Here is a 17,190-nt window from a genome sequence, read left to right as displayed (position 1 = left end):
TATTGTTCAGGCCCGGATCCGTGAAGATAAAGCCTCTGGCAAGGCGAGGAGGTAGAGGATGGAATTTCACGAGAATCGGGCAAAACAGCCGTTTATCGGCTGGGTATTTCTGGCGCGAGCAATTAGAAAATGGTGGCTTCGTGGGCAAACGCGCAAAGTATTGCAGCGAATGAGCGACGAACAGCTGAAAGATGTCGGGTTGCGCCGGGATCAGATCAATTAAAAAGTGCTTTTTTGTAGCCCCGGTAAGCGTCAGCGCTACCGGGGAATTACATTCACAAAATTTATCAATTGATGCTTCTACTCCCATCGTTTCTTGATACTTACCATGATAAGTATTATTTTCCCCACAGCTAAGTGAGGAAAGTAACATGACCGAAGACGAACTGTTTGCCCGCCGCCCGATGGGGATGCGCATGGCGATGGTGGTGCGCCAGTGGCGCGCGATTATCGACAGCGCCATTACCGATACCGGCCTGACCCAGTCAAGCTGGACGGTGCTGATGCAGCTGCATCAGCTGGGGTGCAACGTCTCGGTAAGCGAACTGGCGGAAGTGCAGGGTATTGAGCTGCCGCCGCTGATGCGCACTCTCACGCAGCTGGAAAAGCAGGGGTATCTACTGCGCTCAACATCGCCATACGACAAGCGCATTCGTCTGCTTACGCTGACGGTAGAAGGCCGTACAGTCCTGGAAAAGCTGAACCGCGTGATTGAAACCTATCAACGGCGCGTGACGGAAACCATCCCCGATGCGGACCTCGACACCTTCAGCGCCACGTTAAATCAAATCGCCTGCAACTTGCGGATTATCCGCGAAGAAGATAACAAGATCTAAAACACTATGATGACGCCAGAACAAAAATTTGCCCGCTGGGTAAGGGTAAGTATTGCCGCTTTCCTGGCGATATTCGCCTGGTTTATCGTTGCCGATATCTGGATCCCGTTGACCCCGGACTCCACCGTGATGCGCGTGGTGACTCCGGTCTCGTCGCGGGTCTCCGGCTACGTCTCGCACGTCTACGTGCATAACAATAGCCAGGTGAAAAAGGGCGACCTGCTGTATGAGCTCGATCCCACGCCATTCATTAATAAAGTTGAAGCGGCGCAAATCGCCCTTGAACAGGCCAAACTGAGCAACCAGCAGCTGGATGCGCAAATCGCCGCCGCTCGCGCCAACCTGCGCACCGCGCAATATACCGCGCGTAATGACAAAGTCACCCTCGACCGTTACCAGCGCCTGAGCACCATGCAAAATGTGTCGCAATCGGATCTCGATAAGGTGCGCACGACATGGCAGACCAGCGAACAATCGGTCAGCGCCCTGAATGCGCAAATTCAGAACCTGTTGATCCAGCGCGGCGAGCGCGACGATAAGCGCAACGTAACGCTGCAGAAATACCGCAACGCGCTGGAAGAGGCGCAGCTCAATCTCGGCTGGACCCAGGTTCGCGCCGAGACCGACGGTATGGTCAGCAACCTGCAGCTTAACCCGGGAATTTACGCCACCGCCGCCACCGCCGTGCTGGCGCTGGTTAACAACAACACCGATATCGTCGCCGACTTCCGCGAAAAAAGCCTGCGCCACACGGCGGTGAATACCGATGCGGCGGTAGTGTTCGATGCCCTGCCGGGTAAAGTCTTCCCGGCGCACGTGACCAGCAGCGACGCCGGTATTCTTGCCGGTCAGGAAGCGGTGAATGGCCAACTGTCGCAGCCTGAGCAGTCCACCCGCTGGGTGCGTGATGCGCAGCGCATGCGGATCCACGTCGCACTGGATCAACCGCTGGATAAGCCGCTGCCGACCGGCGCCCGCGCTACGGTGCAGTTGTACAATAGCGACGGCCCCTTCGCCCGCACCTTTGCCGGCCTGCAGATCCACCTGGTGAGCTGGTTGCACTATGTCTATTAACACCCTGGCGCACGTCTTTACCCCGCATGGCAATATCGTCTACACGGCCAATGATTTTCGTCAGACGGTACGCATTGCCGTCGCCGGGACCATCGCGCTGAGTATTTCGACTTTCTACGACGTGCAGTACGGCGTGTTTTTCGTCGTTTATCCGCTGATGCTGATGTCGCTGGTGCCGGTGTTTAACCGTCACGTCGCCCGACAGTTTGTGTTCAGCGCGGCGGTCAATTGCGTCGAAATGGTGCTCATCGTCGGCTATCTGTCGCAGTGGCCGGTGATAATGACGTTAGTTGTCTTTGGTCTGTATGTGATGCGCTTTCGCTTTATGAGCCAGGGGCCGCTGTTCTTGCTGGGGTCGATGGGCGTGGTGTGCCAGAGCACGATGCTCAATTTTATGAGCTATCCCTCCAGCAACTGGCACACGCTGATGTTCTCCAATATGGAGGCCTGCGTGATGGCGGTGGCGCTGAGCGCATTGCTCCATTACCTGATCCCGGATGTCGAACCGCGTAAGCCGCCGCCGCGCATAGAGAAAGACGCCGCGCGGATCCGCCATGAATCGCTGCTTTCCGGCACGGTCGCGACCATTATCTTTGTGATCTTTCAGATCTGCGATCTGAGCGATTCGCTATCGGCGCTGATGGCCGGGGTGCTGATCCTGTTTCCGATGCACTATCGCGGCGCGGTGATAAGCTCGATATGGCGTGTGGCGGGGGTCGTGCTGGCTTGTCTGTACATTCTGGTGGTGCAGCTGATTATCTATGATTTCAGCAACCACATGATCCTGATGATGCCGCTGATTGGTCTTGGTCTGGCCTTTAGCGCCCGCCTGCACGTGATGGAAAAAGTGGGCGCGGGCGTGGGTTTCGCCAGCATTACTACTATCGGTATTATGTTTGGCCAGAACCTGCATCCGAATCAGGATCTGGTGTTCAGCGACCTGTACCGTATTACTTCGGTCACGGTCTCGCTGGTGGCGACGCTGACCATGGTGTTTCTGGTCCATCGGGTACTGAACTGTTTTGCGCCGACGCGTTTTGTGGTTACCGATTAATCCTCCTGCGGGAAGCGGGCGATGCAGCGCCACGCTTCCCGACAAGGTTAATAGACTTTCTTTCTGTTGAAGTGTTGCCCGGTTGATACTGCTTTGAAAAGCCGGTGATACCTTGATTATACGTGAGTATTCACGCGCAAACTGCGGGCATAATTAACCATATCTTTAGGATAATAAATGTAGTGATGCAACGTGGTGTCATCAATTCCCTTTAAATAAGCAACGGCAGCAGCTTCAAAGCACCAATAGCCGTGAAAAGAGCAACAGTCGCGAGAATCACCGTGCTGCCTGATATGAGAGCCAAAATAGGTATTTCCTGCTTTACGTAGCCCGTCATACCATCCATGCAGATAATCATTAAGATTTTTTAATGTGGCTTTCTCGGTTTTGGCATGAATGGCTTTAAATAATGGGGTTCTGAAGCTAAGCGTTCTGGGTGTGGTTGCCGTCGTGATTGGATAACCCGGGCGGTATAACGCAATCAGGCTATCAATAGATTTTTCAGTATCGTCATACAAACTAAGGTCAGCGGCGGTAACAATAATATCAAACCAGTCTCTTCTATCGCTTAATATACTGAATCCAATGAAGTTAGGTAAGAACTCAGTTTCCATAAATCTACAAAAGATTGTCAGGTCAATCATTTTTCTGGGGTTGCTTTTTTTATGCTTTTCGATAAAATTGATGGCTGATTTTGTGTACTCAATAGCCTGATTCATACCATTCAATATACTGATTATTGGTTCTCCAGCTGTATAATCAAGAATAGCTAGCGAATAATAGAGATGCGCATGTAGTTCAGTATTCGGATTTTCTAATTCATCTATCATCTTCTTTGATTCAGCTAGCAGCCAATTATACCCTTCCTTTTTATAAATATAGAAATCTTCGTGCAATAGATTCTGTCGGCGCTGTTGCTCAAATTCAGACATAGGTCCCTCTATGTTGTAGGATGGATTTTATTTGTGTAAGCAATATGCAGCATATCGAAGCAATGATGATAATGCTTACATTGATATTATATCCATCCTGACGGCGTTAATAGACCTTCTTCAAATCCATCTCTTCCTGAATGCGCTCGCTCCATGCCAGATGGGTGCGGATGGCTTCCTCAATACCGGCGTTGTAGAACAAAGGCCCCAGCTCTGTGGCGATAAAGTCGACAAAAAACTCGGCGTCGAACTGTTCCAGCTCCAGGTTAAAGGTCTCTTCGCAGTACTTGCTTAGCCGCTCGCGTAGCAGATCGCGCTGCGCCGGGCTGAGTTCAATATCGCTCATGCGTGGTTAATCTCGGTGAGTTAGTCAGGATTGTCGGGCTTCGATGACCGCCTCTGAACGCTGGCGCAAATTACGGAGTAACCCCGCCAGACAGCAGGCGGCGACGATCCCGGCGGCTACCGCCAGCAGGTGGAACGGCAATCTGCCGCCATGGAACCATAACCAGCGCGCGCCTTCAATCGACAATGCGCTGACGCTAAGGATCACGATATTCAGCGAGGCGGAAACGGTGCCTTTCGGCAAGTTGTTGGAAAACAGGGTAAAACGGAACAGCGTCGGGAAAATCAGCCCGATGCCGAAGGCGTAGAAACAGGTGCCGAGCACCGACCACAGCCAGACGTGCGGCCACGTCAGATTACCGATAATCAGGATCGCCAGGCCAACCATCTGGATGGGAACGGCGCTTAACACAAAGCGTGGGCGAGTCGGGTCTTTCACCCAGCGCGCCACCGACAGGTTAGCGATAATCACCGCGCTGAAGACCGGCACCTGGCTCCAGGCAAACTCGCTGGTGGTGAGCCCGCCGGCGTCCATTAAAATCACCGGCGATACTGCCACCCAACTCATCAGCGGAATATAGCTCAGCGCCAGCGTGGCGGCGCCGAGTAAAAAGATGCGGTTGCGGAAGACGTCGCGAAAATCGCACATCACGCCGAGCGGGCTAAACGGCACGTCGCCGCGACGCACCGTCTCCGGCATGTTAAACAGTAAACCCAGCCAGGCCACCAGCCCCATCGCGGCGATAATGCCAAACAGCGCTTTCCAGTGGATAAAATGCATCAACGCCGCACCGGAAAGCGGGCCGACGATCGGCGCCACCAGCACGATGGAGGTAATCACCGCCATCAGCTTGATTGACCGCTTTTCGTCAAAGGCCTCCTGCACGGTGACGTAGCCGACGGTGGCGATAAAACAGATGCTGGTGCCCTGCACAAAGCGGGCAATCAGGAACTGGGTCATTGAGGTCGTCCACAGGGTGGCGAAGCAGGCGAGGGCAAAAATCAGCGCGCCGCTCAGCAGTACCGGTCGGCGGCCAATACGATCGGAAAGCGGTCCCAGCAGCCACTGTAGCGCCATCCCACCGGCCATATACAGGCTCACCGAGGCCGGAGCCAGCGCCACATCGGCGTTAAAATCCCGTACTACGTGCAGTATCCCCGGCTGGATGAGATCGGTGGTCAGGTAGGCGGAAAAGTCATACAGGATCAGCGCCATCGGAAAGAACAGCGATGCGCTGTAGCGGGCGCTCAATCGCGAAATCCATGACATAACCTTCTCCTTGCCGTCGGGTATTCATCGTTCGAATGGTTATGATGCTACCATTGTCAGCCGATATGCAGATGCAGCAGCGCCGGAATTTGCGATAACAGCCACAGGCCGAGGCCGATAGTGCCGCCGACCAGCGTGCCGTTGATGCGAATAAACTGCAGATCCTTGCCGATGTTGAGCTCGATCTGTCGCGACATATCGCGCGCGTCCCAGCTTTTGACCGTATCGCTGATATGGCGAGTGAGGAAAGCGGAGAATTCCGGCGCCACCCGATGCGCCGCCTGCTCCAGATGCTCATTCAGCGATTCACGCAGCGCGTCGTCGCGCACCAGCGTTTCGCCGAACCACTGACCGGCCTCGGCGATCCGCTGCTTGATGCGCGAATCGTCACTGCTGATATCGTTTTTCACCCAGCCGCGCAGATCCGCCCACACCTCGCCGAGATAGCGATTAAAGGTCTCATCGTTTTTCAGATACGCTTTGATGTTATCGGCTTTTTGCGCCATTTGCGGATCGGATTTCAGATTGTCGATTAGCTTCTGCGCCGCGCGGTCGAAGGCCTGACGAATCTGGTGCGTGCGGTCCTGAGTGACCTCATCGAGCAGCGTATTCACCGCGTCAGTCACCATTTCGGCGCTGTGCTCGCCAAGCCACTCGGTGGGTAACAGTTTGGCCTTCAGCGGATGTTCGGTCTCCAGCCAGTGCACGATACCGCGGGCGATAAAGGCGCGGGAGCTGTCGCGCTGTAGCAGGGCGATTAGCTGGCTTATTAGTGAATCCAACAGCTTTTGATGACGGTTATCGCGGGTTAGCCCCTCCAGCATCATGGCGCTGGTCTGCGTCAGGTCGACCTTATCGATAGCCTTGTGCACCGCGCGCCGCAGCAGACGCTGAATACGGGTGTCATCGGTGAGCTCGAGAAAACCGCTCATCACCTGTAGCAGATGTTGACCCACACGGCGGGCGTTTTCGGGCTGGCTGAACCAGTTGCCGAGCATCAGGGCCGGTTCATAGCGGTGGATCAGCGCCACCAGAGATGGGGTATCAAGAAACTTCTCCTGCACGAAATGGCCAAGATTATCGGCGATCCGGTCTTTATTACGCGGGATGATCGCCGTATGGCGGGCGACAAACGGCAGCGGAATGCGGCGAAACAGGGCCACCACCGCAAACCAGTCGGCCAGCGCCCCGACCATCGCCGCTTCGGAAATAGCCTTCAGCGCGCTGACCCACGGCGTCGGCGGTAGCAGCAGCGTAGTGATAAACAGCGCCGCCGCAATGAGCAGCAGCGACAGCGCCAGCAGTTTGGCGCGTTTTAATTCAGCGAGTTTTTCCATAGGTTTAAGCATATAACCTGACGGCGAGGTCATGCAAAAATTGGCACAACTTACTATACGCGCGGGTCAATTTTACTTAGCGGTTACGCTAATGACAGGCAGCTAAAAACGCTATTTAATTATTTGCTGCAAACTGGCAACGTGCGCCGCTTCGGCCGGTTTATTCGCGAAGTCGCGCATCGGGTTCCTCAGCATAGGGAGAGATTGATGACCATCGCCGAAAGATTACAGGAAGTTGGCCGCAGAAAAGGCAAACGTGAAGGGCGGCTTGAAGGATGGCAAGAAGGTAGACAAGAAGGTAGACAAGAAGGGCAGCACGCCGAAGCGCAGCGAATTGCGAGGATGATGCTTGCCGACGGTATTGCACCTGAAACCGTACTGAAGATCACCGGTCTGGACGCCGAAGAAATAGCCACGTTATCACATTAATGATGCCGTTATGCCGGGGCGCTCCAGGGACGTCCCTGCTATCCACCCTCATGGAATATTCCGGATATACCTAACTTTACCCGCATCGTCAGCTATCTCGACTACCCTTAATATCCTTAGCGGCATTTTTGACTGCGTTAATAGCGATAACAAGGAGACATGCGATATGGCTTATCAGACAGTGAATCCTGCGAATAACCAGCTAATTAAGAGCTATCCCGCACACAGCGATGCGGACGTGGAGGCGGCGCTAAAACAGGCCAATGCGCTTTATCATTCTGCATGGGCGAAAGGCGATATTGCGCAGCGTCTGCCGGTGTTGCATAAGCTTGCCGATCTTATCGACAGCCGGGCGGAGGAGCTGGCGAAAATCGCCAGCCAGGAGATGGGGAAGCTCATTAAACAGAGCCGCGGCGAGGTCAAACTCTGCGCGCAGATCGCCCGCTATTATGCCGACAACGCCGAACGGTTCCTGGCGCCGGTGAAGTATCCCTCCGAGTCTGGCGAAGCCTGGGTTGAGCATCATCCCATCGGCGTCTTAATGGCGGTGGAGCCGTGGAACTTCCCCTATTACCAGTTAATGCGCGTGCTGGCGCCAAATCTGGCGGCCGGTAACCCGGTGATTGCCAAACATGCCAGCATCGTTCCGCATTGCGCCGAGACCTTCGCGCATCTGGTGCGCGAGGCTGGCGCGCCGGAAGGGGCGTGGACCAATCTGTTTATCTCCCAGGATCAGGTGGCGAAAATCATCGCCGACGATCGGGTGCAGGGCGTGGCGCTGACCGGTTCGGAAAAAGCGGGCGGCATCGTAGCGGCGCAGGCGGCGAAACATATCAAGAAAGCGACGCTGGAGCTGGGCGGCAACGATGTGTTTGTAGTGCTCGACGATGCCGACCTGGAACGCGCGGTGAAAATTGGCGTACAGGCGCGGCTGAACAACGCCGGGCAGGTTTGCACCGCCGCCAAGCGCTTTATTTTGCATGAAAAGATCGCCGAGCCGTTCCTGAGCAAGTTTAGCGATGCCTTCCGCCAGGTGAAGATCGGCGATCCGCTCGATGAAAGCACTACGCTTGGCCCACTTTCCTCGAAAGATGCGCTGGAAACCTTAAGCAAGCAGGTCGACGAGGCGGTGAAGCATGGGGCCAAATTACACCTTGGCGGCAAGCCGGTTTCGGGCGAAGGCAACTTCTATGAACCCACCATTCTGACGGGAATTACCCGTGATAACCCTGCGTACTTCGAGGAGTTCTTTGGCCCGGTGGCGCAGATTTACGTGGTGAAAGACGATGATGAGGCGATTGCGCTCGCCAACGACTCTCACTACGGCCTGGGCGGCGCGGTGTTCAGTCAGGACATTGAGCGGGCGAAGCGCATGGCTTCGGGGATTGAAACCGGCATGGTCTATATCAACTGGTTAACGGATACCGCGCCGGAGCTGCCTTTTGGCGGCGTGAAGCGTTCCGGCTTTGGCCGCGAGCTCTCCGACCTCGGTATCAAAGAGTTTGTGAATCAGAAGCTGGTGGTCGTTCGCCGCTAAACCACCCTGCGCGCAATATCCCTCTCCCATCGGGAGAGGGTAACCTTTTTGCCGCGGCTATTTGCGTAGCCCGGCAAACGCGGCGCGGATTTCTTCTTCCGGCAGTTGAATGCCGATAAATACCAGCGCGCTGTGCGGCGTTTCATCGCCCCACGGGCGGTCCCAGTCGGCGCTGTAGAGGCGCTGCACGCCCTGGAACAGCAGGCGATTTGGCTCGCCGTCGATCCATAGCATGCCTTTATAGCGCATCAGTTGCTCGGCGAAGGAGAGCAGCAGGTTTTCCATCACCCGTGACACCTCACTGATATCCACCGGATAGTCGAGCTCGACCACAATCGACGAGACGTCGTTCTGTTTTTCCGCCACGAAGTGAAAGCGCGGTGTGGCGCTGACAACCTTCTCTTCGAGCATAAAACCGCTGGTATTAAAGAGCAGGCTTAAATCGATATCGCCGTGGATGACGGTATAAATTGGCGCCCGCGCGTTGATGCGCGCCAGCCGTTCGCGCAGCTTTTCGGTGTCGCCGGCGACATCGGTTTTGGTTAACAGAATCCGGTCCGCGTAGCCGACCTGCGACTGGGCAATGGTGAACTGATCCATCTGCTGGTCGGCATGGACGGCGTCGACCAGGGCGATCACGCCGTCCAGCAGATAGCGTTCGCAAAGCACCTCGTGGGAGAAAAAGGTCTGGATAATCGGCCCCGGGTCGGCCATGCCGGTGCACTCAATCACCAGTCGGTCGAAGGCAATCTCGCCGCGATCGCGGCTGTCGAGCAGATCGAGCAGGGCATCCTCCAGTTCGTTGGAGCGCGTACAGCAAATACAGCCGTTGGTCAGGGTTTTAATCTGCGTGGCGCGATCGCCGATCAGCTGGTCGTCAACGGACACTTCGCCAAATTCATTTTCAATCACGGCGATTTTGAAACCGTGCTGCTCATTAAGGATGTGGCGCAGCAGGGTGGTTTTTCCCGCGCCGAGAAAACCGGTTAATAGGGTGACTGCAATCGGTGCCATTATTGCCTCCATTAACAGCAGCGTACGCCGCCTTTGCCGTCGCCGCCGTAGCGGGCCTGCTGGCGTTCGCGGAAGAATTCTTCATAAGTCATGTACGGCTGATCCGGATGGTTGGTTTGCATATGGGTGACGTAGTTGTCGTAATCCGGAATGCCGATCAGCATTTTTGCCGCCTGACCGAGATATTTTTTTGCCTGACCTAAGTTACCAAACATTGTGAGTTCCAGATAACGAATAAAGCCGGATGGCGGCTAGCGCCATATCCGGCCTACGTTAATGCGCTTTTGGTAGGCCGGATAAGCGTAGCGCTATCCGGCATCAGGGTTAATGATGTGACGAGGTTTTCACGCCGCCTTCCGGTACCGGCACATACGGAGTCTCTTTGTCGGTGCGCACCTTATTGTTGCGGACATTGAGCCAGGTTTTGATGCCGTAGAAGATGATGCTGTACACCACCACCAGGAACAGGATGCTCAGGCCGGCGTTGGTGTAGTTGTTAACCACGATATGGTTCATGTTGGCGACCTGCTGCGCGGTCAGCTCGCCGCCGGCGGCAATCTTCTCTTTATACTGCTGAGCCATAAAGAAGAAGCCTTCCATCTGCGGGTTGGTGCTGAACAGTTTCAGACCCAGCGCCCAGGTGGTGCACAGCAGCAGCCACGCAGCCGGAATAACGGTAACCCAGATATATTTGGTGCGCTGCATTTTGATCAGCACCACCGTGCCGAGCACCAGCGCCACCGCGGCCAGCATCTGGTTAGAAATACCGAACAGCGGCCACAGGCTCTTCACGCCGCCCAGCGGGTCGACCACGCCCTGATACAGCAGGTAACCCCACAGGCCGACGCAGCCCGCGGTACCGATAATACCGGCGACCAGCGAGTCGGTTTTTTTCAGGAACGGCACGAAGTTACCCAACAGATCCTGCAGCATAAAGCGGCCTGCGCGGGTACCGGCATCCAGCGCGGTGAGGATAAACAGCGCTTCAAACAGGATACCGAAGTGGTACCAGAAGCCCATATCCGCCATCGGGATGATTTTGTGGAACACGTGAGCGATACCGACGGCCAGCGTCGGCGCGCCGCCGGCGCGGTTCAGTACTGAAGGTTCGCCGATATCTTTCGCCGTCTGCAGGATCTGCTCAGGTGAAATCACGAAGCCCCAAGAGCTGACGGTCGCCGCCGCGTGGACGGTCACTTCTTTCAGCTGTGCGGCGATCATCGCCGCGTTTTCACCGCCCATTTCGTGCAGGTTTGGCATGACGATGCCAAGGCCCGCCGGCGGGGTGTTCATCGCGAAGTAGAGACCCGGTTCGATAATTGATGCCGCGACCAGCGCCATGATGGCGACGAACGACTCCATCAGCATCGCGCCGTAGCCGATAAAGCGGGCGTCGGTTTCGTTGGCCAGCAGCTTCGGCGTGGTACCGGAGGCGATCAGTGCGTGGAAGCCGGAGACCGCGCCGCAGGCGATGGTGATAAACAGGAACGGGAACAGCGCGCCTTTCCACAGCGGGCCGGTACCATCAATGTACTGGGTCACTGCCGGCATTTTCAGGTCCGGGTTGAGGATAACGATCCCCAGCGCCAGGCCGACGATCACGCCGATTTTCAGGAAGGTGGCCAGATAGTCACGCGGCGCCAGAATCAGCCATACCGGCAGCAGCGCGGAGATAAACGCGTAGCCAATCAGGGTAAAGGTGATGGTGGTGTCTTTAAAGGTCAGCGCCGGGCCCCAGTACGGGTCGTGGGCAATGATGCCGCCAAACCAGATAGACGCCACCAGCAGCACGATACCGATAACCGAGACTTCACCGACGCGGCCAGGGCGCAGGAAGCGCATATAAATACCCATAAACAGCGCGATAGGCACCGTCGAGCAGACGGTAAAGACGCCCCACGGGCTCTCCGCCAGCGCTTTCACCACGATGAGCGCCAGCACCGCGAGGATGATGATCATAATCAGGAAGCAGCCGAACAGGGCGATAGACCCCGGTACCGGCCCCATCTCTTGTTTAATCATCTCGCCCAGCGAGGCGCCGTTGCGCCGCGAGGAGATAAACAGCACCATGAAGTCCTGTACCGCGCCCGCCAGCACCACGCCGGCCAGCAGCCAGAGGGTGCCCGGCAGATAGCCCATCTGCGCGGCCAGTACCGGGCCGACCAGCGGGCCGGCGCCGGCAATAGCGGCGAAGTGGTGGCCGAACAGCACGTAGCGGTTGGTCGGCACGTAGTTCAGGCCATCGTTATTAATGACCGCCGGCGTCGCGCGCGTTGGGTCAAGCTTCATCACCTTCTGCGCGATGTACAAGCTGTAATAACGGTAGGCGACGAGGTACACGGAAACCGACGCGACGACGATCCACAGCGCACTGACGTGCTCACCGCGGCGCAACGCGACGACTGAGAGGCAAAATGCCCCGATGATTCCAAGAATCACCCAGGGTATGTGCTTGAGTAGTTTTTTGGTATCCATAGTAAAACCTGGCGTTAATTAGATTAATAATTGGCCGAAGCCGTCTGGTTTTGTGTTTGGGTTGGTGGAGGTATTGATTAGCTAGGCTAGCGTCGATCTTGCCAGAACTGCGCGCGCGTAAAGTTGGGTAAATGAGTGAGTGGTTGTATGGGGGGTTAAGCGGTCGCTAGCTGGGGTAAGCGGTTGGCTATGAAGTGAACAGGAGATAAATATGTGATTGAGATCACAGGGTATTATGACCGGGAAGATGGTCATGAAAGATAAGGCTCCTCCCCGGGCGGAGAGGAGCAGACGAGGCCATTACACCGCGACTTCCATTTCCATCATCACCGGATGGAAACGGCGTTTAAAGTAAATCAGGCCGTGCCCTTGCGGGCTCAGGGTAATATTGCGGATCTCCACCAGATACACCAGGTGGGTACCAATGGTTTGCACCTGGCTTATCTCGCCTTCGAGGCTGGCCAGCGAGCCTTTCAGCACCGGCTGCCCGAGCGCGCCCTGCTGCCAGCCGCTGAGGGCAAACCGCTCTTCCATCGTCACCCCGGTCATCCCGGCGAAATGACGGGCCATGATTTCCTGTTCGTGGTTCAGCACGTTGATGCACAACTTGCCGTTGCCCTGAAAGACCGGGTTCATCGCGCTGTTGGCGTTGATACAAACCATTACCGATGGCGGCGTATCCGTCACCGAGCAAACTGCCGTGGCGGTAATGCCGCAGCGGCCGGCTTCGCCTGCGGTGGTGACAACGTTAACCGCCGCCGACAGGCTGGCCATGGCATCGCGAAAACGCAGGCGTTGTTCATCTAATTGCATTATGACCTCCCGCTGTGAATTACTTCAGCAGCTTATCCAACATGTTGATATCAGCGTTATTGTGCAGATGCGGCACCGTCCAGCCGTTCTGGTCGTACTCGGACAGGCAGCGGTCAACCATCGCCATCATTCTGTCCATATTGCCGGAGCTCTGCGCCTGACGCAGGCACTGCAGGCGAATTTCATCCTGGCTACCGGAGTAGTTGATTTCATACAGTTCATGACGGCCGCCGAATTCGCTGCCGATCGCGTCCCACATTAGTTTGAGGATCTTGATACGTTCAACGTGATCCATACCGTTGGAGCCGCGCACGTACTTCGCCAGATACTGGTCGATCTGCGGGTTGTTCAGATCGCGGGCGCTGGACGGCAGATAAATCAGGCCGCTGGTGACGTTACGCTCGATGATGTTCTTGATCTTGGCGTAGGCCATCGGCGCCATCACGCGATAGGTCTGCAGCGCGGCGTGATCCGGCAGCCATGCGCCGTTGACCCACGGCGTCGCTTCCGAGCACATAGAATCGCTTAACGCCCAGAACATGTTGCGCCACGCCACCACTTCGCCAAGGTCGGCCTGCACGCCGCGGAATTCGAGGGTGCCGGTACATTCCAGAGAACGCTTCAGCAGGGCGGTGATAAAGTCCAGTTTTACCGCCAGGCGCACGCAGGCCTGCAGCGGGTACATGCGGGCGAAACCGCCTTCCATGGTCCAGCGGCGGCAGCGGTCAAAGTCGCGATAAATCAGTACGTTCTCCCATGGGATCAGGACTTTATCCATTACCAGAATCGCATCGTTCTCGTCGAAACGGCTGGAAAGCGGATAGTCGTACGGCGAGCCGGTCGCACCGGCGACCATCTCATAGGAGGCGCGGGAGATAAGCTTGACGCCTTCGGCATCCATCGGCGCGACGAACATCAGCGCGAAGTCCGGGTTCTCGCCCATCACCTGCGCGGAGCCGAAGCCGATCATGTTGTAGTGGGTCAGCGCTGAGTTGGTGGCGACCACTTTCGCGCCGCTGACGATGATCCCGGCATCGGTCTCTTTTTCCAGCTTGATGTAGACGTCCTTCACTTCATCGGCCGGCTTGTGGCGGTCGATCGGCGGGTTGACGATAGCGTGGTTAAAGTACAGGCCGGTTTCCTGAATGCGGGTGTACCAGTTGCGGGCGTTCTGCTCGAACTGGCCGTAAAACGCCGGGTTGGCGCCTAGCGCGCAGCCGAAGGCGGCTTTGTAGTCCGGGGTGCGGCCCATCCAGCCGTAGCTTAAGCGCGACCACTCGGCGATGGCGTCGCGCTGCTGGCGCAGATCGTCGGCGCTTTTCGCCACGCGGAAGAATTTATGGGTGTAGCCGCCGCTACCGGTATCGGTGCCCCAGCACAGGGAATCCTGCATCTCCGGTTTGTGCAGCGCATCGTACAGCTGAGCGACAGAAGCCGCGGCATTACGGAAGGCCGGATGCGTGGTGACATCCTTCACGCGCTCGCCGTAGATATAAATTTCGCGGCCATCCTGCAGGCTTTTTAAATACTCTTCGCCAGTTAACGGGCGTTTCGCGTCGGCGCGGAAATCTTCAGGTTTCATAGGGGCCTCTTCAGTATTTATCGGAATAATGATGTTAAATATATGTTTTGTTTTTGTTGTTTAATTGAAGCGGTTATTGCGCTTGTCGTGAAGGGACGTTTGCGACAACGGCGGGTACTTTTCAGGCGGGAGTGAATTTTGTGATCTCTGCAGCTTTTGGCGGGCGGCGCGGCGCTGACAGGCCCTATGGACCGTAGCCCCGGCAAGCGCGGCGCCGCCGGGGTATTACGACACCGGTACTTTTTGCGCCCGGTAACTGCTTGGCGAGCAGCCGACCTGGCGGCTAAAAAAGCGCGCAAAATAAGCGGGATCTTTAAACCCCAGTTGCCAGGCTATCTCATTGACCGCGCTATCGGAAAACAGCAGCAGCCGCTTCGCCTCGCGTAGCTGGCGGTCGAATATCAGCCGCTTCGGGGGGCGGTTGGCGAAGCGGCGGCAGATATCGGTCAACCGCGATTCGGTCAGATGCAGCTCGTTGGCGTAATCCGGTACCGTCCAGTGTTGATGAAAGTGGCTGTCGATCATCTGGTTAAAGCGCTGGAATAATTTCAGCTCGCCGCGCATCCCGCTGGCGGCATGATCGTCGAGCCTGGCGTTGCGCAGCAGCAGGGTAAATACCGCCTGCGCCAGCAGCGCCAGGGTATGCTCGCGCCCCGGCAGCTGAGCGGTAGATTCACGGCGAATCAGCTGCCAGTAGTGCGCCAGCGCCGCCAGCTCGTCGGGTTTATCCGCCAGCGACAGGCAGATCCCCGGCAGGCCGAAGGTCTCCCGCGTGCCGGGATAAAGTACCTCCAGCAGCGGCCAGATGAGTTCTTCGTGCACCGTCAACACGTGACCATCGCTATCGGACTCGGTAATAAAGGCGTGCGGCACCGAAGGCGGCGTTATCACAAACAGCGGCGCCTGCACCGAGTAGCGATGGTCATCAAGCTGCAGCTCAATCTGCCCGGTATCAAGAAAGTGCATCTGAAAATAGCGGTCGTGGCGATGCGCCTGCATGTCGCGGCCAAAAAAGGCCGCCATACGGGCAAACGACTGATAGTGCACCTCTTCGGTACCCAGGCTCTCGTCGTAATCTTTATTGATATCGATGTTGGCGATTGAATGCTGACACATACCCGCTCCTTAGTGGCCTTTTTGCGCCGCTAAGCCCGGCGCGGCGGCGGCGGCATCGCGCTGGCTCATCGGAATGCGGGTGAGCACCAGCGCGCCGACGATTAGCAGCCCGGCGACAAACCACAGCCCGGAGCTAAAGCTGCCGGTGGTATCGCGCAATATGCCGATCAACAGCGGGCTGACGGCAGAGCCGACGTTGCCGATGGCGTTGATCACCGCCAGTGCCACCGCGCGCGATTGCAGGCTGATCACCCGATCCGGGGTGGTCCAGAAAATGGCCATCGCGGTAAAGGATCCCACCGAGGCCATAACAATACCGATCAGTTGGATCAGGCTGTGGTGGGTTGCCGAAGCCAGCAGCCAACCCGCCGCGGCGAACAGGTAGGGCAGGATGGTATGCATCTTGCGCTCTTTGCGGCGGTCGGAGCGGCGACTCCACCAGATCATGCCGAAAATGGTGCAGAACTGCGGGATCGCCGCCAGCAGGCCAATCATGATGTTGCTGCTGCCGGTGTTGAAGCTCTGCAGGATCTGCGGCGTCCAGATATTAATGGCGCTGAGGGTATTGGTCAGGCAGAAGTAGGCGAGGGTATACATCAGCACCGCTGGCGTCAGTACTTCGCGCAGCGTGGAACGCGGCGAAGCCGGGACGATCGCCGCATGTTCCCGTTCGCGATCGATCATCGCCTTCAGCGCCTGTTTCTCTTCATTATCCAGCCAGTTGGCTTTATCCGGCGTGTCGTTGAGGAAGAACCAGGTGACGACGCCGAGCACCACCGACGGCAGGCCTTCCAGCAGAAACAGCCACTGCCAGCCCTTCAGGTTCCACAGGCCGTCGAGCGCCAGAATATAGCCGGAAAGTATCGAGCCGAGCATCATGGTCACCGGCATGGCGATCATAAACAGGGCGTTGGCGCGGGCGCGATGGTAGGCCGGAAACCACCAGGTCAGATAGACGAGGATCCCCGGCAGAAAGCCGGCCTCGGCGATGCCGACCAGCATCCGCAGGATGTATAGCGTATGTGGATTGGTGGCGAACATGGTGCAGGTCGAGGCGATCCCCCAGACCACCATGATCCCGGCGATCCAGCGGCGCGCGCCGACTTTCGCCAGCATGATATTGCTGGGGATCCCGCACAGCACGTAGGTGACGTAGAACAGCGTCGCCGCCAGGCCGAACATGGTGGAGGTCAGGCCGAGATCTTTGCCCATCGTCAGGCCGGCGAAACCGATATTAATTCGATCCAAAAATGAGAAAACAAAGAGAACAAACAGGAAGGTGATCAGGCGGCGGAACAGCTTTTTGATCACCCGGTTTTCTACTTCAACGGCTTTATTATCATTGTGTTGCAGGGTAGAGGTAGTCATGTTGCGCT

16 protein-coding genes and 1 pseudogene are annotated in these 17,190 nt (G+C 56.7%); 6 read left to right on the top strand and 11 right to left on the bottom strand.

Annotated features, from left to right (window positions below; genetic code table 11):
- The first annotated feature begins 58 nt into the window (after nucleotides 1–58).
- The 4 genes from PGR23_RS20560 to PGR23_RS20545 all read left to right on the top strand — a co-directional run bounded on the left by PGR23_RS20560 (nucleotide 59) and on the right by PGR23_RS20545 (nucleotide 2,964).
- A complete protein-coding gene (locus PGR23_RS20560; RefSeq protein WP_064571553.1) occupies nucleotides 59–223 on the top strand; it encodes a DUF1127 domain-containing protein in 165 nt (54 codons plus the stop codon).
- 148 nt (nucleotides 224–371) lie between these two features.
- Nucleotides 372–836: a MarR family winged helix-turn-helix transcriptional regulator gene (locus PGR23_RS20555; RefSeq protein WP_045395468.1), complete on the top strand. Its 465-nt coding sequence runs from the start codon at nucleotides 372–374 to the stop codon at nucleotides 834–836.
- Between the two features lie 6 nt (nucleotides 837–842).
- Nucleotides 843–1,910: an HlyD family secretion protein gene (locus PGR23_RS20550; protein ID WP_316423456.1), complete on the top strand. Its 1,068-nt coding sequence runs from the start codon at nucleotides 843–845 to the stop codon at nucleotides 1,908–1,910.
- A complete protein-coding gene (locus tag PGR23_RS20545; protein ID WP_045395472.1) occupies nucleotides 1,900–2,964 on the top strand; it encodes a DUF2955 domain-containing protein in 1,065 nt (354 codons plus the stop codon). The genes PGR23_RS20550 and PGR23_RS20545 overlap by 11 nt, the downstream gene beginning before the upstream one ends.
- 116 nt (nucleotides 2,965–3,080) lie before the next feature.
- On the opposite strand, the gene PGR23_RS20540 is transcribed toward PGR23_RS20545, so the two are convergent.
- The 4 genes from PGR23_RS20540 to PGR23_RS20525 all read right to left on the bottom strand — a co-directional run bounded on the left by PGR23_RS20540 (nucleotide 3,081) and on the right by PGR23_RS20525 (nucleotide 6,860).
- Nucleotides 3,081–3,896 carry a PoNe immunity protein domain-containing protein gene (locus tag PGR23_RS20540; protein WP_396279959.1) on the bottom strand — a complete coding sequence of 272 codons (816 nt, stop codon included), beginning with the start codon at nucleotides 3,894–3,896 and terminating at the stop codon, nucleotides 3,081–3,083.
- 106 nt (nucleotides 3,897–4,002) lie between these two features.
- On the bottom strand, nucleotides 4,003–4,242 hold the full coding sequence (locus PGR23_RS20535; RefSeq protein ID WP_045395479.1) for a DUF2164 domain-containing protein: 240 nt from the start codon (nucleotides 4,240–4,242) through the stop codon (nucleotides 4,003–4,005).
- Between the two features lie 24 nt (nucleotides 4,243–4,266).
- Complete coding sequence (mdtM, locus tag PGR23_RS20530) at nucleotides 4,267–5,511, bottom strand: multidrug efflux MFS transporter MdtM (RefSeq protein ID WP_396279958.1); 1,245 nt, start codon at nucleotides 5,509–5,511, stop codon at nucleotides 4,267–4,269.
- A 56-nt stretch (nucleotides 5,512–5,567) separates the two neighbouring features.
- Nucleotides 5,568–6,860, bottom strand: coding sequence for a DUF445 domain-containing protein (locus PGR23_RS20525; RefSeq protein WP_430915652.1), 1,293 nt, complete (start codon nucleotides 6,858–6,860; stop codon nucleotides 5,568–5,570).
- 54 nt (nucleotides 6,861–6,914) lie between these two features.
- Here PGR23_RS20525 and PGR23_RS20520 point away from each other — a divergent pair.
- Together PGR23_RS20520 and PGR23_RS20515 are read left to right on the top strand one after the other, a co-directional pair.
- Nucleotides 6,915–7,277 (top strand): annotated as a pseudogene (locus tag PGR23_RS20520) (ISNCY family transposase); the annotation flags it as partial.
- A gap of 166 nt (nucleotides 7,278–7,443) precedes the next feature.
- Complete coding sequence (locus tag PGR23_RS20515; RefSeq protein WP_396279957.1) at nucleotides 7,444–8,814, top strand: NAD-dependent succinate-semialdehyde dehydrogenase; 1,371 nt, start codon at nucleotides 7,444–7,446, stop codon at nucleotides 8,812–8,814.
- Between the two features lie 57 nt (nucleotides 8,815–8,871).
- Here the strand turns inward: PGR23_RS20515 and yjiA are convergent, their stop codons facing one another.
- The 7 genes from yjiA to hpaX form a co-directional block, all read right to left on the bottom strand.
- The gene (gene yjiA, locus PGR23_RS20510) at nucleotides 8,872–9,828 is read right to left on the bottom strand and encodes a GTPase (RefSeq protein WP_396279956.1); all 957 of its coding nucleotides are present in this window, start codon (nucleotides 9,826–9,828) and stop codon (nucleotides 8,872–8,874) included.
- An 11-nt stretch (nucleotides 9,829–9,839) separates the two neighbouring features.
- On the bottom strand, nucleotides 9,840–10,043 hold the full coding sequence (locus PGR23_RS20505; protein ID WP_002887451.1) for a YbdD/YjiX family protein: 204 nt from the start codon (nucleotides 10,041–10,043) through the stop codon (nucleotides 9,840–9,842).
- A 109-nt stretch (nucleotides 10,044–10,152) separates the two neighbouring features.
- The gene (locus PGR23_RS20500) at nucleotides 10,153–12,303 is read right to left on the bottom strand and encodes a carbon starvation CstA family protein (RefSeq protein ID WP_045395482.1); all 2,151 of its coding nucleotides are present in this window, start codon (nucleotides 12,301–12,303) and stop codon (nucleotides 10,153–10,155) included.
- A 300-nt stretch (nucleotides 12,304–12,603) separates the two neighbouring features.
- The gene (locus PGR23_RS20495; protein ID WP_002887467.1) at nucleotides 12,604–13,116 is read right to left on the bottom strand and encodes a 4-hydroxyphenylacetate 3-monooxygenase reductase subunit; all 513 of its coding nucleotides are present in this window, start codon (nucleotides 13,114–13,116) and stop codon (nucleotides 12,604–12,606) included.
- A 19-nt stretch (nucleotides 13,117–13,135) separates the two neighbouring features.
- Nucleotides 13,136–14,698 (bottom strand): 4-hydroxyphenylacetate 3-monooxygenase, oxygenase component, encoded by a 1,563-nt coding sequence (gene hpaB, locus PGR23_RS20490; protein WP_396279955.1) that lies wholly within the window; start codon nucleotides 14,696–14,698, stop codon nucleotides 13,136–13,138.
- A gap of 225 nt (nucleotides 14,699–14,923) precedes the next feature.
- On the bottom strand, nucleotides 14,924–15,814 hold the full coding sequence (gene hpaA / locus PGR23_RS20485) for a 4-hydroxyphenylacetate catabolism regulatory protein HpaA (protein WP_004182836.1): 891 nt from the start codon (nucleotides 15,812–15,814) through the stop codon (nucleotides 14,924–14,926).
- 9 nt (nucleotides 15,815–15,823) lie between these two features.
- Complete coding sequence (gene hpaX / locus PGR23_RS20480) at nucleotides 15,824–17,182, bottom strand: 4-hydroxyphenylacetate permease (RefSeq protein WP_396279954.1); 1,359 nt, start codon at nucleotides 17,180–17,182, stop codon at nucleotides 15,824–15,826.
- Nucleotides 17,183–17,190: the final 8 nt, after the last annotated feature.

The sequence above is a fragment of the Klebsiella sp. 141162 genome (genome assembly GCF_050600755.1).
Taxonomy (GTDB): domain Bacteria; phylum Pseudomonadota; class Gammaproteobacteria; order Enterobacterales; family Enterobacteriaceae; genus Klebsiella; species Klebsiella aerogenes.
The sequence above is the reverse complement of the archived record's forward strand: the minus strand, read 5'-3'. Positions and strand labels throughout refer to the sequence as shown.